This is a genomic window from Glycomyces sp. NRRL B-16210 (assembly GCF_000719515.1).
Lineage (GTDB): Bacteria > Actinomycetota > Actinomycetes > Mycobacteriales > Micromonosporaceae > Glycomyces.
Window position 1 is genome coordinate 257,844 of sequence record NZ_JOGR01000003.1, and the last position, 20,369, is coordinate 278,212.

Here is a 20,369-nt window from a genome sequence, read left to right on the forward strand (position 1 = left end):
GACCTCCCGCGGGCAACCGGCTACGGACGGTAGTTCCGCTTGTCCTCGTAGACCGACAAGTCGATCGCGCCATCCGCGACCGCCTTACGCAGCCTGGCCAGTGCCGCAGCCCGCTGCTTCGGATCGGCAATCGTCGGGCCTCGCGACTCCCCGAGCAGGCGCTGGTGCCAGGCTTCGGCTGAGGCGTCGGTCAACGAGGCGACCTGGTCGATCACCACGCGGAGCCTCGCGGCGTCGTCGGCCGCTCGGCGCCAGCTCTCGGCGAACATCGGCTCCAGCTCGTCCGGTCCCCTGTCGGTGAGAACCGCGACCAGGTCGTGGAGAATCTCCCGCTGGCGGGTGTACCAGGCCTCGTCGGTGCGCGGGCGCATCACGTAGCGCCAGGCGATGCCCTTGAGCAGGGCGCATTGGATCCGGGCGGTCTCGGGGACCAGCAGGTTCGCCTCGTAGCGGCGCAGCGGTCCCTCGCCGTAGGACTCGCGCGTCGCGGTCGCGGCGGCGTTCACGAAGCGGCCCACCATGTTCGAGGTGAACTCCTTGAGCGCCACCTGGGCGCCGAAGGACCCGTCGTAGTCGTGCAGTCCTTCCATGACCGGGTCCTGGAGGAGGTCCTTGAGGGCCGCTTGGAGCGTCGCGGCCGAGTCGTCGGCGTAGCGGCCGCGCACCGCCTCGCAGACCGCCTCCTGCTCCTCGGCGTCGTCCATGAGCTTGGCGAGGTTGATATAGGAGCCGTGCAGGCCGTCCTCGACGTCGTGGACGGAGTACGCGACGTCGTCGGCCCAGTCCATGACCTGGGCCTCCAGGCATTTGACGCCTTCGGGAGCGCCGCCGCGGAGCCAGTCGAAGACCGGCCGGTCGTCCTCGTAGACGCCGAACTTGCGCACGCCCGGCGCCGACTGCCACGGGTACTTGCAGGTCGCGTCGAGGGAGGCGCGGGTGAGGTTGAGGCCCGCCGAGGCGCCGCGGACGTCGAGCACCTTCGCTTCGAGGCGGGTGAGCACGCGGAGGGTCTGGGCGTTGCCCTCGAAGCCGCCGCAGGGCCCGGCGACCTCGTGGAGGGCGTCCTCGCCGTTGTGGCCGAACGGCGGGTGGCCGAGGTCGTGGGCGAGGCCGGCGACGTCCACGACGTCGGGGTCGCATCCGAGGGCCTGGCCCAGTTCCCGCGAGATCTGGGCGACCTCCAGCGAGTGGGTCAGCCTGGTGCGCAGGAAGTCGTCGGTCCCGGCGGTGTGGACCTGGGTCTTGTCGGCCAGGCGCCGGAATCCGGCCGAGTGCAGGATGCGGGCGCGGTCGCGCTGGAACGGGGTGCGGACCGAGTCGGGCTCCGCGACCTGCCGCTCCTGGGGCGGCCAGCGCTCCTGAAGGGAATGCGAAACGGGATCGGTCACGCCATTGAGCCTAGCGCGGCCGATCCCGTTCCTCGCGGGTTAATCCTTCAGGTAGAGACGCAGGACGCCGGTCCCGTCGCCGTCGACGCTGCCGTGGGCCCAGGCGAAGGCCGAGAGCGCCTCGACGTCGCGGAAGTCGTCCGGGTAGGACTCGCCGGCGGCGGCCAGGTCGACCCAGAGCGCGATGGCGGTCTGGTCCGGTGCGGCGTCGGCGAAGTCGCTGAACCGCGAGTCCTGCGAGAGGGTCGAGGAGTCGACCCCCGGGCCGGAGTAGGAGATCTCCGAGCCGTCGACCTCGATGCCCTCGGGGAGGGCCTCGCCGCCGGTCAGCTCCTCGATGAGGTCCTCGAGCTCCTGGGCGCGGTCGTCGGCGAGGCGGGCGGAGAAGTAGAACGACTCCTCGTCGACCGACTCGGGGGCGAAGTCGCCCGCGATGCTGAGGCTCGACCCGGCCAGGAGGTCGGTGATCCGGCCGACCATCTCCTCGACGTCGCCGAAGCCGGAGCCGTACGGGTCGTCGTAGCCGCCCCAGGGCTCGTCCTCGGTGCCGTACAGCCAGTAGCGGTCCTCGAGTTCGCGGTAGCGGTCCTCCTCCTCGGTGGTGAGGGTCGCGGCGTAGTAGCCGGTCTGGAGGTCGAGGAACTCCTCGTACTCGGCGTCGGTGAGCGGCGAGCCGGGCTCGTAGCCGTAGTCGTCGCCGCTGGCGCCGGAGAGGTCGCCGAAGAGGCTGGTCCACTTCTCGGCGATGGCGCCGAGGTCCTCGGGCAGGTACGCGGCGGCGGCGAAGTCGCCGGCGGGCATGTCGCCCATGTTGGACATGAGGTCGGCCGAGCCGGTCCACGGGTCCTTCTCGTCGCCGAAGAGGCGGTAGGTGAGCTCGAAGCCCTCGTCGAAGGCGGAGAGCCCGGCGATGAGGTCGCCGGAGTAGAGCTCGCGCAGGAGGTCGGCCTCGGACTCGTCGCCGGTCAGCTCGGCGAGGTCGACGATGGCGTCCATGTCGACCCAGTAGACGATGAGCTGGTCGCCCTCGAGCCAGTCGCGGGCCTCCTCGTAGGCGGAGGAGGTCGACAGCGGCGAGGATCCCGCTTCGCTCTCGGCGGCGCTGAGGGCGCCCTTGGCGCCGGTCTCGCCGGCGACGATGAGGACGTGGTCGTCCTCGACGGTGTAGGCGAACTGGTCCTCGTCGGCCTCGGAGGCGGCGCGGAACTTCGCCATGCCGTCCTCGGCGGCGCCGGAGTCGGTGCTGGCGAGGCTGATCACGGCGTACTGCTCGCCGTCGTGCTCCCACATGGCCAGGCCGTGGCGCATGCCGAGCCAGGAGGTGAGGTCCTTCTCGGCGTCGATGCCCTCGAGGCCGGACTCCTCCAGCAGGTCGGCGATCATGTCGTCGGTGGACTCGTAGTCGAGGTCGTCGAACTTGCCCAGGTGCGAGAGGAGCTTCGGCGTCTGGTCGAAGGACGGGTCGAAGTTGATCTCGACGTACATGGTCGCCGAGGCCGGGAAGCTCTCGGCCGGGTCGGGCCCGGTGACGAACACGAACTTGAAGAGGACGATCGCCGCGGCGGCGGCGACGAGCGCGACCGACAGGATCGCGGCGATCGCGACCTTGCCGGTGTTGCGGCGCCCGGGCGGGGGCGGCGGGACGGGCACGTAGGCGCCGGGCGGCTGGTGCGGCGGCTGGCCGCCTCCGGCCTGGGCGAAGCCCTGATCGGGCGCGCCGGGGACCACGTACGGGTTCGGCTGCGGCGGACCGGGCTGATATCCGGCCGGATATCCGCCGGGGCCGGGCTGCGGCTGGTACGGCTGCTGCTGGTACTGCGGCGGCGGCCCAGCGGGCTGGCCGGAGTACTGCGGGAAACTGGCATCGCTGGACATGCTTCGAAACTACGGGGAATTCACAACGGCCGTATCCCGGGAAAGTGCCAATAGCGACGCGGCGTGCGCGTCCGAATGCGCTTGAACAGCGCATTGGCGACGAAACGCGCTGCTGAGAGCGCCGTCGGCGGGCTTCGGAGCGCTGGTCTCAGAACTCGTAGACGTCGCCGGGCCGGACGACTTCGACCGGGCCGGTGTAGGCGGCCCGGGCCTCGGCGAGGGTGCTTTCGCGCGAGCCCCACGGTTCGACCAGGTGGGTCAGGAGCAGGCGCGCGGCCCCGGACTTGGTGGCGTACTCCCCCGCCTCCTTGCCGGTGAGGTGCACATCCTTGGGGTTCTCGCGGCCTTCGAGGTAGGAGGCCTCGGCGAGGAGCAGGTCGCAGTGCGCGGCGAGCGATTCGAGGGCCTGGCAGGGGCCGGAGTCGGAGGTGTAGGCGAGGGAGGAGCCGGCGTGCTCGACGCGGACGCCGTAGGTCTCCACCGGGTGCGCGACCCGGTCGACGGTGATCGACAGCGGCCCGAGTTCGAAGTCGCCGGGCTGGAGCTCGCGGAAGTCGTAGACGTCGCACAGCGAGGAGGGGCACAGCTCGCCCTGGCCGCCGTAGGCGGCGGCGATCCGCTCGGCGACGCCGGCGGGGCCGTACAGCGGGACGGGGTGCTCGGGCTTCTCGGGCGCGTAGCGGCGCATCACGGCGTAGCCGCAGGCGTCGAAGAAGTGGTCGGCGTGCAGGTGGGTGACGATGACCGCGTCGATCAGGTGCGGGTCGACGTGCTTCTGGAGCTCGCCGAGCGAGCCGGTGCCGAAATCGATGAGCAGGCGGTAGCCGCCGGCCTCGACCAGGTAGGCCGAGCAGGGCGTGTCGGGGGCCGGAAAGGAGCCGGCGCAGCCGATGACCGTGAGTTTCATGGCAGATCACACCCTGCGAGTTTTCGGCTGGCAAGCGTCGCCGAGGAGTCCAGTACGGCCGCCGCCGCGTTCGGGAACAGGTTCCCCAGGAACCGGCGGGCGGTCCTGGTGAAGGCCTCCGGGTCGCCGGTCGCGAGGAAGCGGTGCTCGGCCGGTTCGGTGCGGGCGGCGAGGAGGTCGTGCTCGGTGAGCACGCGGTAGAGTTCGCGCGCGCATTCACTCGCGGAGTTCACCAGCGTCACGTCCTCTCCCATGACCAGGCCTATGAGTCCCGACAACAGCGGATAGTGGGTGCAGCCCAACACGACTGTGTCGACGTCGGACTGCTGTAGCGGCTCAAGGTACCCCTGGGCGAGACCCAGGAGCTGTCGGCCGGTTGTCACACCGCGTTCCACGAAATCCACGAACGCCGGGCAGGCGACGGCGGTCGCCTTGACGTCCGGGACGGCGTTGAACGCGTCCAGATACGCACCCGAGGAGATCGTGGAGACCGTCCCGATGACCCCGACCCTGCCGGTGCGCGTGGTCGCCACCGCGCGGCGGACGGCGGGCCGGATGACTTCGACGACCGGGATGTCGTAGCGGTCGCGGATGTCGGCCAGGCTCGCCGCCGAAGCGGAGTTGCAGGCGATCACGAGCGCCTTGACCTCCTGTTCGACCAGGTGGTCACAGACGTCGAGCGAGAGCTTGCGGACCTCGGCGATGGGCCGCGGACCGTACGGGACATGGGCGGTGTCGCCGACGTAGACGAGTCGCTCGGCGGGCAGCAGCTCGCTGACCGCCCGCGCGACTGTCAGGCCTCCGACACCGGAGTCGAAGATCCCGATGGGCGCGTCGTTCATGGGCTACGAGCGTACGTCCATTCGGCCCGCGAGCGCGCCTGCTCGCCACGGGAATGTCGTCAAAATGACAACGTGTCGATCGCCACAATCCCGGTGCGGGAAGGGCGTTCTTGTCGGTGGAGGGAGGGATTGTCGGGTCTGTACACCCACCCTGGGCGGGGGAAGGCCGCGCGGTCCGCGGCGGGCGGGTCAGGCGATCCGGATCATCACGAAGGCGGCGAGGAGGGTGATCGAGGAGGCGGTCATGAACATCCAGGGCATACCGCGGAAGCGCACGGTCGCGAAGGCCATCATCGCGAGCATCATGCCGATCACGCCGCAGGAGATGAAGGCGGGGGTGAACCAGCCGGGGCCGTCGCCGAGGATCTCGAACAGGCCCACGATCGAGGAGGCGACGCCGGCGAGGACGAGGACGAGTGCCCAGGCGGAGACGCCGAGGAGGCGGCGCAGGCGGACGGCGGGGGCCTCGTCGGCGGCGGTTTGGGCGGCGCCCGGCTGCGGAGGATCGAGTGGACTCGATTCCGCCTGCGGCGCTTCACTTTGGCGGGGCAGGCCCGTGGCCTGGCCGAGGGTGAAAGTGCTCTGCTGGCCGGTGCTCATGCGGCCAGGCTAGCAAGTCACTGAGAACCGCTCAGGAGCGCGCCCGACGGATTGTCGTACCTCCGCGTCACTCTTGCAATGGGGGGACCTGCGAACCGACACACCCGACCCCGGGGCGCGGCGGCCGACCTCCTCAACCCACGGCCAGACACGAATCGGCCGGGCCTGCGCTTCGCGCGGGCCCGGCCGATCGCTCTCGCTTTCTTGTCGCCTACGCCCAGACCTGGCCGTCCAAGGCGTTCGCCGCCTCGTCCAGACCGTCCGAGTACGCGCCCGTCGACAGGTACTTCCAGCCGCCGTCGGCCACCAGCAGCGCGATGTCCGCACTGCGTCCGGCCCTCGCGGCCTCCCTCGCCAGCGCGAGCCCCGCGTGGAGCACCGCGCCCGTCGACAGGCCCACGAACAGGCCTTCCGCGTCGAGCACCTCGCGCGTGCGCCGCAGCGCGTCCTCGGTCCCGACGCTCAGGCGCCGGTCCAGGACCTTCTCGTCGTACAGCTCGGGCACGAACCCCTCGTCGAGGTTCCGCAGCCCGTACACCAGCTCGCCGTACCGCGGCTCGGCCGCGACGATCTGCACGCCCGGCGCGTATTCGCGCAGGTAACGGCCCACGCCCATGAGCGTGGCCGTCGTTCCGAGCCCGGCCACGAAGTGCGTGATCTCCGGCAGGTCCCGCAGCAGCTCCGGCCCGGTCCCCTCGTAGTGCGCCGCCGCGTTCGCGGGATTGGCGTACTGGTTGAGCATCACCCAGTCGGGCCGCTCGGCGGCCATCTCGCGCGCCTTCGCGACCGCCGCGTTCGACCCGCCCGCGGCCGGAGACGACACGATCTCCGCGCCGAAGGCCGTCAGCAGTTGGCGGCGCTCCTCCGAGGTGTTCTCGGGCATGACCGCGACGAGCTTGTACCCCTTGCGCCGCGCCAGCATCGCCACGGCGATGCCGGTGTTCCCCGAGGTCGGCTCCAGGATGGTCGCGCCGGGCGTCAGGAGGCCGTCGGCCTCGGCGGCCTCGATCATCTTGGCGGCCACGCGGTCCTTGACCGAGCCGGTGGGGTTGGCCCCCTCCAGCTTGGCCCACAGCCGGACCTCGGGCGAGGGCGACAACCGCGGCAGCCCGACCAGCGGCGTCTCGCCGACGGTGGCGGTGATGTCCTCGAAGCGTGCCACGGCTCCCCGGTCCTCCCGCTACATGCCGCCCGCGACGGCGGGCAGGATCGTGATCGAGTCGCCGTCGGAGAGCTTCGCCTCGAGGCCGCCGATGAAGCGGACGTCCTCGTCGTTGATGTAGACGTTCACGAAGCGGTGCAGGGCGCCCTCTTCGGTCACGATGCGTGCCTTGATGCCGGAGTGCTGCGCGTCGAGGCTGTCGAACAGCGCGGCGAGGTTCTCCCCCTCGCCGGTGACGAGCTTCTGGCCGCCGGTGTGGGTGCGCAGGATGGTGGGGACGCGGACTTCGATGGACATGCTGGATTTCCCTTTGTTCGATGAGGCCCGGGGGCGCTCGATGTGTCTGGTTCGCGGCCGAGAGGCCGCATGACGCGAGCCGGGGCCGCGGGCCCCGGCGCAAACTCAGGAACAGTCGTAGACCGTCGAGTCGGGAGTGTGGGCGAACTTGTAGCTCTGCACCGCTTCGGGCGCGCCGTGGACCTCGATGGGCTCCTCGGCGACCTCGCCGCCGCTGATGCGGAAGGACCGGACCTCGGCGATCGCGGGGTCCTGAGTCGTCACGAGCACGTAGTGCGCGCCGGGCAGGCCCAGCTCGGAGGCGATCGCGATGTCGGAGCGCGAGGGGTGGGCCTCGGTGTGGGTGTGGGAGTGGTAGGCCACGACGACTTCCTCGTCGTTGTCCCACATCTGGTCGTAGACCTGCTTCCACTCTTCGGCGTCGAACTCGTAGAAGGTGGTGGAGCGGGCAGCGTTGATCATCGGGACGTGCCTCTTCGGCTCTCCCGTGCCCTCGGGGCCGGCGATGAGGCCGCACGCCTCGTCGGGGTGGTCGGCCCGGGCGTGCGCGACCATCGCTTCGACCAGCTCATGAGCGATCCGCAACACGCAAGCAAGCGTACACGCGGTCGCCCCAGGTCTGAAGCCCTCGCTCAGAGCGTGAGACGTGCCTCCCGACCTGCGGCGCGGGGGGTGATCGGCGCCGCTGTTCGCGGCCTCGCCGAAGGCGGGTGCGGCCCCGCCGACCTGCGGTGGAGGGGCGCGCCGAGGGAGGCGAGCGGCGCTCGCGCACGCGGCCCGCGACCGGTCGGGGTGCATTACGCTCACCCCTATGTCCGTCACGCTCCCGCGCACGCCCCTGTACACCGACCACTACGAGTACACGATGCTCGAAGCGGCACTCCGCGACGGCACCGCGGAACTGCCGTGCGTGTTCGAGGTGTTCGGGCGCCGCCTGCCCACCGGCCGCCGCTACGGCGTGGTCGCCGGCATCGGCCGTCTCTCGGAGGCCATCGAGCGCTTCCGCTTCGAGCCCTCCGACCTCGAGGACCTCACCTCCCGCGGCGTCGTGAAGGAGTCGACGGCCGAATGGCTGTCGGACTACCGCTTCGCCGGTGACATCGACGTCTACCCCGAGGGCGAGCTGTACTTTCCCGGTTCGCCGATCATCACCGTGACCGGCACGTTCGCCGAGTGCGTGCTGCTGGAGACGCTGACGCTGTCGATCCTCAACCACGACAGCGCGATCGCCGGCGCCGCCGCGCGCATGGTCACGGCCGCGCGGGGGCGCCCGATCCTGGAGATGGGCTCGCGCCGCACCCACGAGGCGGCGGCGATCGCGGCCTCGCGGGCGGCGTACCTGGCGGGCTTCGCGGCGACCTCGAACCTGGAGGCCGGGCGCCGCTACGGGGTGCCGACCTCGGGCACGAGCGCGCACGCGTTCACCCTGCTGCACACCTCGGAGATCGCCGCGTTCAAGGCGCAGGTCGACGCGTTCGGGACCGACACGACGCTGCTCGTGGACACCTACGACATCACGCAGGGCATCCGCAACGCGATCGAGGCGGCCGGGCCGCGGCTGAACGCGATCCGGATCGACTCGGGCGACCTGGACGTCATGGCCACCGGCGCAAGGGAACTGCTCGACGAGTTGGGCGCCCTGGACACGAAGATCGTGGTCTCGGGCGACCTGGACGAGTACTCGATCGCGGCGCTGGCGGCGGCCCCTGTGGACATCTACGGGGCGGGCACGGCGGTCGTGGTCGGCTCGGGCGCGCCGACGGCGCAGCTGGTGTACAAACTGGTCGAAGTCGAGGGCCGCGCGGTCGCGAAGCGCTCGGAGCACAAGGGCACCAATGGAGGCCGCAAGATCGCGGTGCGCCGGCACAAGCCGACGGGCACGGCGGTGGAGGAGGTCGTGGTGTCCCAAGGGGAACCGGAGTCGCTGCCGGGCGACAAGCTGCTCCAGGTGCCGCTGTTCCGCGGCGGCGAGCTGGTGGCGCAGCCGAGCCTGGAGGCGTCGCGGGAGCTGCTGCGCCAGCGGCTCATCTCGATCCCTTGGGAGGGTTTGAAACTCTCTCCCGGCGACCCGGCGATCCCGGTCGTCCAGGTCCAGGGCGGCGAGTAGTCCCGTTCGGGCGCAGCGGCTCTGACGAGCGCCCGAACGCTCGATCCGACGGTCCTGTTCAGGCGCATCGGTTCCGCGCCGGGCCGGCGGTGCGATCGATTCGGGGGCCGGGGATCTGTCACACGCGGGTCGGCGCTTCCGGGATACGATGCGGTTGCCCCCGTCCGCGTCCCCGACGTTCCCGCGATCCTCCCCGAAAGGAACCGCCCCAATGGTCTTCAGCAAGCTCAAAGCCTTTCTCGGCAGTGGCATCCAGATCGACACGCTGCTGCACGAGAAGCACATCGTCCCCGGCGGGGTCCTCAAGGGCGAGGTCCGCATCTCCGGCGCCGAAGTGGACGCTGCCGTGGAGAGCGTCACCCTCGAGTTCACCGCCCTGGTCGAGGACGACAGCAAGGGCGAGGACGCGGCCGGCTCGGTGCACGACTATTACCGCGCCGAGGTCTCGGGCAAGTTCGACCTCACCAAGGGCACGGCCCACTCGATCCCCTTCGAGGTGCAGGTGCCCTGGGAGACCCCGTTCAACTTCGCCGAGGGGCGCCCGCTGGTCGGCGGCATGAAGCTCGGGGTCGCGACCCGCTTGGCGCTGGACAAGGCCCTGGACAAGGGCGACCTGGACTGGCTGACCGTGGAGGCCCTGCCGGTGCACAAGGCGGTCTGGGAGGCGGTGGAGTCCCTGGGCTTCGCGTTCCAGGAGACGGACCTCGAGCTGGGGACCATCCAGGGCGCGACGGTGCCGTTCTACCAGGAGGTCGAGTTCTGGGCGACCGAAGGCGAGTTCGCCGGCCGCATCAAGGAGCTCGAAGTGGTCTTCGTCGTGGGCGAGGCGAACACCGACGTGGTGTTCCAGGCCGACAACACGGCCGAGCTGCTGGCCCCGGACCTGAACTCGACGATCCGGTTCTCGGTGCCCACGAACGGCGGCGACGTGGCCGAGACCGTGAAGGCGCAGCTGACGCAGCTCGCCGCGCAGAAGGGCGTCTGACGCCCCGCGAAACCTCAGCCGCGTAAGGCCTCAGGCCTTACGCGCGCAGCCTTACTTATAAGGGCGGCCCGGTGGGTGAGCACCGGGCCGCCCTCTTTTGCCTGCCCAGCGGTGCCGCATCGCAAACAACCTCGCGGGCTACGGCGTCCTACGAGAAATCCTGAGGAGCGGACTTGCCAAGGATCTACGTATACGTATAGTCTATACGTATAGCAAGGGGGACCCCTGGAAGGAGGTTAGGATGCCGCTATGCCCAATAAGACGATCTACGTCTCCGACAAGGACCTCGCCCTCTACAACCGGGCGCAGGAGCTCGCGGGCGGCAATCTGTCCAGGGCCATCTCGACCGCGCTCAAGCGCTACGTCGACGCCGAGGAGGGCCGGCTCGAAGGCTTCGAGGAGATCACCGTCCGCGTGGGCCCGGGCACCGGACGCAAACGCCAGCGCCAGCGCTTCACCGGCGTCAAGCTCGGCGAATGGATCCGCTCGGACAGCAAGACCGCCGAGATCTACCGGGTCTACCGCGCCAGGTCGGGCAAGTTCGTGGTCCACACCGAGAAGACGCCGGACTACGTGCACGTGACCGGCGAGACCGGCTGGAAGAAAGTCCTCGGCTTCGGCGAGCAGTTCTACGGCTCGACGACAGGGGAGGCCTCGCTCGAAGTGGTCGACACCCTCGACGAGCTCAAGGCGAAGATCCCGGCCGAGCTGTACTCGATGGTCGCCGCCAGCGCCGAGGCGCCGCCGGTCCAGGACCTCGACGTCTAGCCGGACCCGCAGACCCGCAAGCACAACGCAGATCGGACCCGGCACCGTGCCGGTGCACGATTGTGCCCGCTGAACGACGGTGCCTGTTGAACGACGTGCCATAGAACGGCACCCGGCCGGCCCAACGGCAATGCTGACGCAACGGCGGTGCTGACCCGACGGCGGCACTGGTAGAACGGCACCGCCGCACCACCTCCCACCTCTGACCTCCGACGGGCGGAGCCCTGCCCGCCGACTGTCCACAATGCTCAATTGAAGCGAGGAATCATGAACACCGCCAAGTCCCTGGCCATCGAGGCCCGGAGCCTCACCAAGTCGTACGGCGACAACGACGTCCTCGGCGGCATCGACATCGCCGTCCCCGAAGGCAGCGTCTTCTCCCTGCTCGGCCCGAACGGCGCAGGCAAGACCACCACCGTGAACATCCTGACGACGCTGGTCCCCGCCGACGGCGGCGAGGTCTTCGTGAAGGGCCGCAGCGTGACCCGCGACGCCGACGAGGTGCGCAAGCGCATCGGCGTCACCGGTCAGTTCGCGGCCGTGGACGGACTCCTCACCGGCCGCGAGAACCTCCACCTCATGGGCAGCCTGCACCACCTCGGCAAGGCCGAGACCCGCCGCCGGACCGAGGAGCTGCTGGAGCGCTTCGACCTGGGCGAGGCCGCGAGGCGACCGCCCGCGACCTACTCCGGCGGCATGAAGCGCCGCCTCGACATCGCCATGTGCCTCATGGGGGACCCGCAGGTGATCTTCCTGGACGAGCCGACCACCGGCCTCGACCCGAGCGGCCGCCGCACGGTCTGGTCGATCATCCGCGAACTCGTCAGAGGCGGGACCACGGTCTTCTTGACGACGCAGTATCTGGAGGAGGCGGACGAACTCGCCGACCGCATCGCGGTCCTCGACGGCGGAAAGATCGTCGCCGAGGGCACGCCCGAGCAGTTGAAGCGACTAGTCCCCGGCGGCCACATCAGCCTGCGGCTGCATCGGGCAGACCAGGTCGCGCTGGCCGCGCAGGCGTTGAGCGCCAGCGCGTTCGACGCCGACCAGCTCACGGTGCAGGTCGCCTCGGACGGGTCGGTCCGCGCGCTGCGCGCGCTGCTCGACGCCCTCGACCGCGAGCAGATCGAAGTGGACGAGTTGACCGTCCACACCCCCGACCTGGACGACGTCTTCCTGTCCCTCACCGGCCGGGTCGAGTCCGCGGCATGAACCGCTGACCGCGCAGCGGGCGTCCGCCGCCCGCGAGAGTCGGGGAGAGGCCGAAAGCGGATCGCGGATCGCGGATCGCGGATCGCGGATCGCGGATCGCGCCGAAACCTACCCCACTCCCGCCCCACGATCGAACCACTTCGCAAGCCCAGAAGGAGAACTCGAATGAGCACCCTCGCCTACACCCTGTCCGACACCTCGACCATGCTGCGCCGCCAGCTCAAGCACATGATCCGGTACCCGTCGCTGACGGCCATCATCATCGGGATGCCGGTGGTCTTCCTGCTCCTGTTCGTCTACGTCTTCGGCGGCACCCTCGGCAACGGCCTCGGCGGCGACGCCGTCGCCGGGACCGCGGCCGGAGGCCGAGAAGCGTACATCGCGTACGTGACGCCCGGCATCCTCGTCACCACCATCGCGGCGGCGGTGCAGGGCACCGCGATCGGGGTCGCCATGGACATGACCGAAGGCATCGTCGACCGCTTCCGCACCATGTCGATCGCCCGGGTCTCGGTCCTCACCGGACACGTGCTCGGCTCGCTCATCCAGGCGCTGCTCGGCGTCACCGTGGTCCTCGCGGTCGCGGTGCTGGTCGGCTTCCGCCCGGAGGCGAGCGCGCTGGGCTGGCTGGGCCTGTTCGGCACGATCGCGCTGATCGCCTTCGGCCTCATCTGGCTGACGGTGGGGATGGGCATGGCCGCCAAGAGCGTCGAGACCGCGTCGAACACGCCGATGCCGCTGCTGCTCCTGCCGTTCCTCGGTTCGGGCTTCGTGCCGACGGAGTCGATGCCGACCTGGTTGCGGTACTTCGCGGACTACCAGCCGTTCACGCCGTTCATCGAGGTCACGCGGAGCCTCCTGGCCGGAGAGGCGGTCGGAGGCGAGGACCTGGCGCTCACGGTCGGCTGGTCGCTCGCGCTGGCCCTGATCGGCTACGCGGTCGCGAAGCGGAAGTTCAACAAGCGCTGAGACCTTTCCGGGAAACCGCCGGAGGGCGGGCCGCTATGTGGCCCGCCCTCCGGCACGCCAAGCGGTGCTCAGCGCAGGGTCGTCATCGGGGTTCGACCGGGTCGGCGCCGTGCGACCCTAGAGGCATGTGTCGCAGTATTCGAACCTTGTTCAATCTCGAACCGGCCGCCACCGACGAAGAGGTCACGGCGGCGGCGCTCCAGTACGTCCGCAAGCTCAGCGGGTCGACCCAGCCGTCGAAGGCCAACCAGGAGGCCTTCGACCAGGCGGTCGCCGCGATCGCCGCGGCCACCCAGGAGCTGCTGGACTCCCTGGTGACCTCGGCGCCGCCGCGGGACCGCGAGGTGGAGGCGGCCAAGGCGAAGGCCCGCGCGGCCGAACGCTTCGGCACCGGATGACCCGAGCGCACGACCGGTCACCGGACCGCCGCTAGCGACTCGGGATGCCGCTCAACCAACCGCTTCGAACAGCAGGTTCGCGGCCACGGTCGTGCCGTCGGTGCGGACCTCCCCCTCCACCGCTTCCGCCCGCGCTGCGGTCTCCGGAGCGAGCGCCCGCTCCAGCGCGGCCGACATCGACTCGACCGTGAAGCTCGGGCCCTCGTGCGCCGCACCGATGCCGAGGTCGGCCACCCTGCCCGCCCAGTAGGGCTGGTCGACGATCTGCGGGACCACCACCTGCGGCGTTCCCGAACGCGTGGCGGTGAAGGTCGTGCCCGCGCCGCCGTGGTGCACCACCGCGGCCATGCGCGGGAACAGCGCCTGCTGGTTGACCTCCCCCACGACGAACCGGTCCTCAGCGCCGTCGCTCGACGCGTCCTCGAACGCGAGGTCCGCCCAGCCGCTGCCGAGCACGACCCGGCGCCCGTGCGCGCGGGCCGCCTCCGCCGCGATTTGAGCGGCGTCGCGCGAGGCCTGCATGGGCATGCTGCCGAAGCTCACGTACACGGGCGGGGCGCCGGCTTCCAGGAACGCCTCCAGGTCCGCTGGGAGCGGGCGCTCGTCGGGCAGGATCCACGCCCCGGTCTGCTCTACTTCGAAGTCGGTCGGCGGCCACGGGCTGAGCACCGGGTCCGCGGCGAGCCAGGGCCGGCGGGTGTAGACGTGGCCGCGAACGTCGTCCACCGGCTCCAGTCCGATCGATGAGCGGAGGTCGTTGTACGCCTTGCCGAACAGGGCGTTCATGTCCTCGATGTTGCGGTCCCACAGTTCCCGGTTGTCGGTGATCTCGGGAGGGTGCGGGCGGCCGGGCCGCTCGTACGGCGGGTGGTGGTGCGAGGGCAGGACGGTCGGCGCGAAGGCCGCGAGGGCGTATCGGGCGCCCGCCTTCTCGGCCGCGGCCCGGGCGGCGGCGCAGGCCGGGAACAGCCCGGTCGCCACCACCGCGTCGCTGTCCCGGGCGGCCTCGATGATCCTCTCGTAGTGCGCGGACATGATCCCGGCGGCGCGTTCGGGCAGGCTCTGCGGCGCCATCTTCGTCGCGCCGGTCACGATGGGGCGCACCGCTTCCCCGCCCGGCACGAACGGCACGCCGACGCCGGCGAGCAGGTCCGCGAACTCTCGGTCCGGGGGCGCGCAGACCCGCACCTGCGCGCCCTTCTCCCGCAACCGCAGCGCGAGTCCCGCCAGCGGCTGCACATCCCCACGCGACCCGAAGGTCGACAGCAATACACGCATTTCCCGGCTCCCGTTTCCGATTGCAATTGCTTGGACGGGCAATTGTGCAGCAGCTGGTTTCCGCAGGTAGGAGCCCGGTGTGCCCTATGTCGAACTCGGTGCTGTATAAACTGAAGTGGGAAGAGGAATCGCCTCCCTTTCTCATTGCCGAAGCGGACTCGGCGGCCACCGGGCATGAAAACGCCGCAAAGCCTCTCGGCGACATTCGTCCAAGACCGTCACCCGCTCGCCGGTGCATCATTCGCCCATGAGCGAGAACCACATCGAACGCTTGCAGGGGATGCACGTGGTCCGCAGCGGCCCACCGCACGCGCCGCCCCTGCTGCTCATCCACGGGTCGGGGGCCTCGGGCGACACCTGGAACCCGATGGTCCCGGCCCTCGCCGCCCGGCATCACGTCATCCGCGTCGACCTCCCCGGCTGCGGCCACTCCCCGCCCGCGCCTTCGTACGAGGTACCGGCGCAGGCGGGCCGGGTGGCGGCGATGCTCGACGGCCTCGGCCTTCGCGATGTCACCGCTGCCGGCCACTCCAGCGGCGGCTACGTCGCCACCGCGCTCGCCGAACGCCGCCCCGACCTGGTGCGCTCGCTCGCGCTGATCAGCACCGGCCCGAGCCTCGACGCGCTCCTTCCGCAGCCGCCCATCCTCAAGCTCCTGCTGGGCCCGCCGCTCGGCGCGCTGGTGTGGCCGGTGCGCTCGGACGCGATGATCCGCAAGGGAATCCGCGCCACAACCGCCCGCCCGGTGGACCTTTCTGACGAGCTGGTCGCCGGGGTCAAGGCCATCTCCTACCGCTCGTTCCGGGAGATAGCGCGCCGGAACACCGAGTACCTCGACGAGCGGAGCCTGCCCGCACGACTCACCGCCCTCGACGTCCCGGTCCTGGTGGTCTTCGGCGCAGCCGACCCCCGCTGGGAGCCGTCCTCGGCGCGCCGATACGACGCGGTGCCGAACGCGCAGGTCGAAATGCTGCCCGGCATCGGGCACCTGCCTCTCCTCGAAGACCCCGAGGCGACGAGCGGGCTCCTGCTGCGCTTCGCGGACGCGTACCGCTGACGGCCCGCCGGTGATCCCCGAGCACTACGCTTGTCAGATGGCAGCCTGGACACCGTTCGACTGGGCGCGGGTGGACATCGCCGTCCCGCCCCGCTCGGGCAGGCTGCCGGGCGTCGGCATGGCCGGGTTCCGCCACCACACGCCCGCGCTCATGGACCTGGACATGGTCGCGCACCCCTCCGTCACCCTGCTCTTCGATCTGGGCGAGAGCGAGGCCATCGTCTACGACGCCCAGGGGCGGCGCGAACGGGGCAGCGTCGTCATCGGGCTCGCCCCCGGCGATCTTCGGGCGTCCGCGCGCGGGCCCGGCGAGTGCCTCCAGATCCGGCTGGGACCGATCGCGGCGGCCGCAGTGCTCGACGCGGCGAGCGAACTCGGCGGGAACCTGGTGTCCCTCATAGATTTCTGGGGTGCTGATGCCGCGCGAATCGAGGAAAGGCTGCGCGACACCCGGTCGTGGGACGAGCGGTTCGCGATCGCGGCCGAAGTCCTCAAAGGACGAATTGTCGAGCGTCCGCCGGTCGACGCGGAAGTCGCCCACATCTGGCAGCGGACGCTCGCCGGCCGGGGGCGGGTCCGGGTCGAGGACCTCGCGGACGAGGTCGGTTGGAGCCGCAAGCGCCTGTGGTCGCGCTTCCGGGCGCAGCTCGGCATCTCGCCCAAGCGCGCCGCCCGACTGGTGCGGTTCGACCATGCCGCCCACCGCCTCGCGGCGGGCCAAGCCGCCGCCCGCGTCGCCGCCGAGAGCGGCTACGCCGACCAGTCGCACCTCCATCGCGAGGCCAAGGCGTTCACGGGACTGACGCCGACGGCCGTGGCCGCCGCACCGTGGCTCGCGATCGACGACGTGGCATGGCCGATCCCACCGGTGCCCTGAGCAGCAAAGTCCTTGTGCAGGAATACCAGCACCCTCGCTCATCGAGGCGGGTTCAGAGCGATCGCGGCCTCGGGATTCGGGCGCAGTCGGGGTCCTTTGACGTCCAGTTCGGGTACGCCCGGAGGAGTTGCTCGGTCTTGTGCTTGAAGTACGGCCAGGCCTCCGGCCGCAGGTCGGTCGCGGCGGCCGCCCAGCGCAGGAATGGAAGGTAGAGCCGCCGCACCGCCTCCACGATCGGGTCGCTCGGCTCGTACTTCGCGGGCAGGTACCGCTCCAGGAACACGTACGCGCGGGTCGGGCTGATCCGCGGGCCGTTGATCCCGTGGAACCAGCACAGCTCCCGGATCGCCTCGAAGTGCGCCTCCTCGAGCGGCATCTCCCCCAGGATGTGGTTGACGAACCCGGAGGCGAACATCGAGAGCTCGTCCTCCGAGGGCATCCGGATCTCCTCGGGCTCGGCCTGCGGCAGCAGGCGCATCCGCGCCTTCCACAGCTCGCGCAGCATGAGGAACCGGGGCGCGAGCCGGGTCGGGTCGCCTTCGACGCAGAAGAGGTCCCAGTCCTCGAGCGAGCGCCTGGTGCCGGGGTTGAGTTCGGCCGGGTCGGCCTGCTCGGGGACGAAGAGCCGGTCGGGGAACTTCGCGTTCCGGACCCGGTGGAGTTCGAGCAGCCGCTCGATGTCGTCGGTCGCGTCGCAGTCCACGACCATGTCGAAGTGGTACTCGGAGAAGTCGACGGTGTAGGACAGCGCGTGGTTCCCGCTGGGGGCGTTGAACGAGCAGAAGTAGGTGAGCTGGTCGCCGTAGTGGTCCCCGGCCTTCCAGCACTCGCCGACGGTCACCTCCTCGCCGTACCAGGTGGGCGGGGCGACGCCGAGCTTGTCAAGGCGCTCAACGGCTTTCACGGCGGCACGGCGGCCGCCGGGGGCTTCGGCGAGTCCGGTCATGGCCGCGAGCATCGCGGCTGAGAAGGCGTCGGCCTTCTGGAGGTAGTACTGGATGAACACCATTTCGAGTTCCGGGAGCGAGACGCCCTGGACCTCGGGGATGGTGGCGCGGGTCCACATGTTGCCGAGGAAGCCGGAGCAGGAGGTCTCCACGGCGAGACGGTGCTCCGGGTCGGGCTTCTCGTCGTCGGGGTAGTCGCCGAGGATCGTGAACCATTCCTCGCGGTGCTCCTCAATGGTGGCCATGCCATCGCCTCGCTTCGGCCGCGGCCGGAGGCCGCGCCCTGTAGGGAAACCAGGGCGCTGAGTATCGCAGTCGGGACGCTCGGTGGTCAACCGTCAGTGGGGAACGGGAGACGCCGCGTCAGTGGTGGATCAGGCCGCCTACCGGAAGAGTCCAGTGGCCTTCGCCCGTCGCCGGTGTGCATCTGGCGAGCAGCACCCGCTCGTCCTCGACGCACACGGCATAAGCCGCCAGTCGGAAACCCATACCCGCGCACCTTCGACTTCGCCGCCGCCGACCGGCCTTGATCGGTCAGGACTGCAACTGGGTCATGATGAACTCGACGAAGGCCTTGTAGTCGTCGGCGCGGAGGTACTGCTGGCCGCCGATGATCCACACGACCTCGCCCTCGTGCTCCCAGCCGGGCCGGATGAGCAGGACCAGGTCGGTGCCGTCGCCGGCCGCGACCGGCATGACGCCCTTGGGGTCGAGCCCGAGCGTCTCCATCACGCCTTCTTCGGTGTAGATGTCGAGCAGCTCTTTGGCGACCGGCCAGCGGCCGCCGCCGCGCAGCTCCGGCGCGCCGAACAGGTCCAGGTCGTAGTAGACGCCTTCCCATCCGTTGGCGTGCAGGAGGAAATCGCGGAAGTCCGAGGGGAACGGCTCGCCGATCTCCCTTTCGAGCGCTTCGAGTTCCTCGGGAGCGAGCTTGAGCCGCGGGATGGTCTGCTCGTCGCTGTCCTCGGGGTCCCGCTGGTGCAGCTCACGCTTGGCGGTGATGGTGAGGCCCAGCACCACAGGCCAGGAATTTCGCTCAGGCACGTCGCGCTCCTCGATTGCGCACTTGATGGGAGTCATTGGGCGGCTTGGAATTTCCTTTAGCTTTCATCTATTGCCGCCGTAGTGTACCAGTCATCGTGCATCTTGAACTCGCTCGGTTTGAATCCGACGGGATAGGTCGGGTTCTGACCGGCGATACTCGAATTGAGCCGTCTAGTGTGGTCGCTCCATTCCATTGGAACGCCCTTCGTGTCCTTGTTCATCCAGCCCGTGTCCGGAAGGTGCGCAACGATTCCCTTGTAATCCGGGGAGTGCTGGTCGTTCTTGGCCCGGTCGCGTTCCTTCTTGGCCTCGTTACGGGCCTGCCTTTCGAGCTCGGTGTTCGCCGTCGTGGAGACGCGGCCGGTGGGCGAGATGAAGCCCTCTTTGATGGCCCGGTTGCCCGCCGCGACGTATTCCTCCGCTTGGTCCCGCTCGGCCTTGGTGAAACCGGCTTTGGGAGGTTTGATGGTCACCGGGCCGTCGCCCTTGTAATTCGTCATCGGGAGCCCTTGTCCCGCGGGTCGGGTCCCGATGCGGGGGAGCGCATTGCGTGGCATGGGGGTCCTTCGGGTCAGAGGGCGATCGCGGCGCGGATCGCGGTGTTGGCCGCCACGTCCTGGGCGATGATGGCCGCGTACTGGGCGGTGAGGGCGGTGGTGAAGGCGACGGCGCCCGCCTGGTAGGCGGCGAGGACCGCCGGGGCGCCCGGTCCCGCCGAGGAGACCTGCGACCACTGGCTCGGTCCCAGGACCACGAACGGCGTCGGAAGCACCTTGTAGCCCATGCCCTCCGCGGACTGCTTCGTGATCTTGAGGGTCTGGACGTTGATCATCATGGAGGCGCCGAGGGCTTGCAAGGTGGCCGCGGCGGTGAGGAGCACCGCGTCGACCTGGGCGGTGAAGGCGCCGACTTGGGTCGCCCATCCCAGCAGGCCGTTGTAGTCGTCGCCCTGCCAGCCCGCGCCGAGGTCGGCGACCTGCTCGCCGTACTTGGCGGCCAGGCCCGTCACCGAACCGGCCGACTGGATCAGGGTCGCGCCGTAGGTCATGAACTTCGAGGGGTCGGCGTCGAGCGCCTGTTGGAAGGTGGGCACGGCGCTAGGTCCCCTTCAGCGAAGTGGCGATCCGGTCGAACTCGGAGGCCATCTGGTCGTCGGCCTCGTCCCAGTCCTTGGCGGCGTCTTCGAGACCGGTGGCGGTGTCCTCGAGGTGCTCGCCGAGTTCCTTCATGTCCGCTTTGAGGTCCTCCGCGAGGGCCTCGCAGGCTTCGCCGGTCATGAATCCCTGGTTCGCGCTGTTGGCGGACTGCGCTTCGCGCTCCGGGGACTCGGGGATCCGACTCGCCTCCGAGGCGAAGGACCGCATCTTCCCTGCGCCGCTTCGCAGTCGCTGACTTTCAACCTGAACTCGAAACCCCATGGCCCTCATCTCCTGCCGGTGGACAGTCTCGCCCAGGATAGCCAGACGTGACAACGGCTCGTACTTTCCAGTACGTGAGTCGCCACGCGGAATCCCATGGGTTCCGCACGAAATGACTGCGGGCATTTCCGCAGCCCAGGACCGCCATGAGGCGGGTCGATCGACCGGCTCGCTTCCCTGCCGGCCCTCCGGTACCGGTCACCGCCGCTGTTTAAAACAGAGGCGCGTCGCCGAGGGC

22 protein-coding genes and 1 pseudogene are annotated in these 20,369 nt (G+C 70.0%); 8 read left to right on the forward strand and 15 right to left on the reverse strand.

The genetic code is table 11. The features are described from left to right. Window positions 1–20: 20 nt before the first annotated feature. The 8 genes from IF12_RS0105580 to IF12_RS0105615 all read right to left on the reverse strand — a co-directional run bounded on the left by IF12_RS0105580 (window position 21) and on the right by IF12_RS0105615 (window position 7,659). The gene (locus tag IF12_RS0105580) at window positions 21–1,388 is read right to left on the reverse strand and encodes a deoxyguanosinetriphosphate triphosphohydrolase (protein ID WP_081913229.1); all 1,368 of its coding nucleotides are present in this window, start codon (window positions 1,386–1,388) and stop codon (window positions 21–23) included. A 39-nt stretch (window positions 1,389–1,427) separates the two neighbouring features. Next, complete coding sequence (locus IF12_RS0105585; protein ID WP_133884409.1) at window positions 1,428–3,263, reverse strand: hypothetical protein; 1,836 nt, start codon at window positions 3,261–3,263, stop codon at window positions 1,428–1,430. A 148-nt stretch (window positions 3,264–3,411) separates the two neighbouring features. Next, window positions 3,412–4,170: an MBL fold metallo-hydrolase gene (locus tag IF12_RS0105590; RefSeq protein WP_030155526.1), complete on the reverse strand. Its 759-nt coding sequence runs from the start codon at window positions 4,168–4,170 to the stop codon at window positions 3,412–3,414. Beyond that, entirely contained in the window at window positions 4,167–5,012 is an 846-nt protein-coding gene (murI, locus tag IF12_RS0105595; RefSeq protein WP_051704005.1) for a glutamate racemase, read from the reverse strand. Before murI ends, IF12_RS0105590 begins: the two co-directional genes overlap by 4 nt. Window positions 5,013–5,201: 189 nt before the next feature. Continuing rightward, entirely contained in the window at window positions 5,202–5,612 is a 411-nt protein-coding gene (locus IF12_RS0105600; RefSeq protein WP_030155531.1) for a hypothetical protein, read from the reverse strand. Between the two features lie 211 nt (window positions 5,613–5,823). Further along, the gene (locus tag IF12_RS0105605; protein WP_030155534.1) at window positions 5,824–6,774 is read right to left on the reverse strand and encodes a PLP-dependent cysteine synthase family protein; all 951 of its coding nucleotides are present in this window, start codon (window positions 6,772–6,774) and stop codon (window positions 5,824–5,826) included. Between the two features lie 18 nt (window positions 6,775–6,792). Further along, window positions 6,793–7,071 carry a MoaD/ThiS family protein gene (locus IF12_RS0105610; protein WP_030155537.1) on the reverse strand — a complete coding sequence of 93 codons (279 nt, stop codon included), beginning with the start codon at window positions 7,069–7,071 and terminating at the stop codon, window positions 6,793–6,795. 105 nt (window positions 7,072–7,176) lie between these two features. Beyond that, window positions 7,177–7,659, reverse strand: coding sequence for a Mov34/MPN/PAD-1 family protein (locus tag IF12_RS0105615; RefSeq protein WP_030155538.1), 483 nt, complete (start codon window positions 7,657–7,659; stop codon window positions 7,177–7,179). A gap of 223 nt (window positions 7,660–7,882) precedes the next feature. On the opposite strand from IF12_RS0105615, the gene IF12_RS0105620 reads away from it, so the two are divergent. The 6 genes from IF12_RS0105620 (at window position 7,883) to IF12_RS0105645 (ending at window position 13,510) form a co-directional block, all read left to right on the forward strand. Beyond that, a complete protein-coding gene (locus tag IF12_RS0105620) occupies window positions 7,883–9,178 on the forward strand; it encodes a nicotinate phosphoribosyltransferase (RefSeq protein ID WP_030155541.1) in 1,296 nt (431 codons plus the stop codon). A 211-nt stretch (window positions 9,179–9,389) separates the two neighbouring features. After that, a complete protein-coding gene (locus IF12_RS0105625; RefSeq protein WP_035748408.1) occupies window positions 9,390–10,163 on the forward strand; it encodes a sporulation protein in 774 nt (257 codons plus the stop codon). Window positions 10,164–10,412: 249 nt separating this feature from the next. Beyond that, window positions 10,413–10,931, forward strand: coding sequence for an EXLDI protein (locus IF12_RS0105630; protein WP_030155546.1), 519 nt, complete (start codon window positions 10,413–10,415; stop codon window positions 10,929–10,931). A gap of 267 nt (window positions 10,932–11,198) precedes the next feature. Then, window positions 11,199–12,143 carry a daunorubicin resistance protein DrrA family ABC transporter ATP-binding protein gene (locus tag IF12_RS0105635; RefSeq protein WP_030155548.1) on the forward strand — a complete coding sequence of 315 codons (945 nt, stop codon included), beginning with the start codon at window positions 11,199–11,201 and terminating at the stop codon, window positions 12,141–12,143. A 165-nt stretch (window positions 12,144–12,308) separates the two neighbouring features. After that, a complete protein-coding gene (locus IF12_RS0105640) occupies window positions 12,309–13,112 on the forward strand; it encodes an ABC transporter permease (protein WP_030155550.1) in 804 nt (267 codons plus the stop codon). 125 nt (window positions 13,113–13,237) lie between these two features. Continuing rightward, on the forward strand, window positions 13,238–13,510 hold the full coding sequence (locus IF12_RS0105645; RefSeq protein WP_030155553.1) for a DUF2277 domain-containing protein: 273 nt from the start codon (window positions 13,238–13,240) through the stop codon (window positions 13,508–13,510). A gap of 51 nt (window positions 13,511–13,561) precedes the next feature. Here IF12_RS0105645 and IF12_RS0105650 read toward each other — a convergent pair whose 3' ends face one another. Further along, window positions 13,562–14,788 carry a glycosyltransferase gene (locus IF12_RS0105650; protein ID WP_030155555.1) on the reverse strand — a complete coding sequence of 409 codons (1,227 nt, stop codon included), beginning with the start codon at window positions 14,786–14,788 and terminating at the stop codon, window positions 13,562–13,564. 247 nt (window positions 14,789–15,035) lie between these two features. Between IF12_RS0105650 and IF12_RS0105655 the strand changes: the two genes are divergently transcribed. Then, window positions 15,036–15,845 (forward strand): alpha/beta fold hydrolase, encoded by an 810-nt coding sequence (locus tag IF12_RS0105655; protein WP_035748410.1) that lies wholly within the window; start codon window positions 15,036–15,038, stop codon window positions 15,843–15,845. A gap of 37 nt (window positions 15,846–15,882) precedes the next feature. After that, window positions 15,883–16,722: an AraC family transcriptional regulator gene (locus tag IF12_RS0105660; RefSeq protein ID WP_035748412.1), complete on the forward strand. Its 840-nt coding sequence runs from the start codon at window positions 15,883–15,885 to the stop codon at window positions 16,720–16,722. A 52-nt stretch (window positions 16,723–16,774) separates the two neighbouring features. On the opposite strand, the gene IF12_RS0105665 is transcribed toward IF12_RS0105660, so the two are convergent. From IF12_RS0105665 to IF12_RS24735, 6 genes and pseudogenes are all read right to left on the reverse strand, one after another. Further along, window positions 16,775–17,914: a hypothetical protein gene (locus IF12_RS0105665; protein WP_030155561.1), complete on the reverse strand. Its 1,140-nt coding sequence runs from the start codon at window positions 17,912–17,914 to the stop codon at window positions 16,775–16,777. A gap of 121 nt (window positions 17,915–18,035) precedes the next feature. After that, window positions 18,036–18,158, reverse strand: a pseudogene (locus IF12_RS27140) (NUDIX hydrolase); the annotation flags it as partial. A 45-nt stretch (window positions 18,159–18,203) separates the two neighbouring features. Beyond that, window positions 18,204–18,713, reverse strand: coding sequence for an SMI1/KNR4 family protein (locus IF12_RS0105670; RefSeq protein ID WP_166659625.1), 510 nt, complete (start codon window positions 18,711–18,713; stop codon window positions 18,204–18,206). Between the two features lie 56 nt (window positions 18,714–18,769). Beyond that, on the reverse strand, window positions 18,770–19,213 hold the full coding sequence (locus tag IF12_RS0105675; protein WP_030155571.1) for a hypothetical protein: 444 nt from the start codon (window positions 19,211–19,213) through the stop codon (window positions 18,770–18,772). A 71-nt stretch (window positions 19,214–19,284) separates the two neighbouring features. Further along, the gene (locus tag IF12_RS0105680; protein ID WP_030155573.1) at window positions 19,285–19,806 is read right to left on the reverse strand and encodes a hypothetical protein; all 522 of its coding nucleotides are present in this window, start codon (window positions 19,804–19,806) and stop codon (window positions 19,285–19,287) included. Window positions 19,807–19,810: 4 nt separating this feature from the next. Then, complete coding sequence (locus IF12_RS24735; RefSeq protein WP_081913237.1) at window positions 19,811–20,257, reverse strand: type VII secretion target; 447 nt, start codon at window positions 20,255–20,257, stop codon at window positions 19,811–19,813. Between the last annotated feature and the right edge of the window lie 112 nt (window positions 20,258–20,369).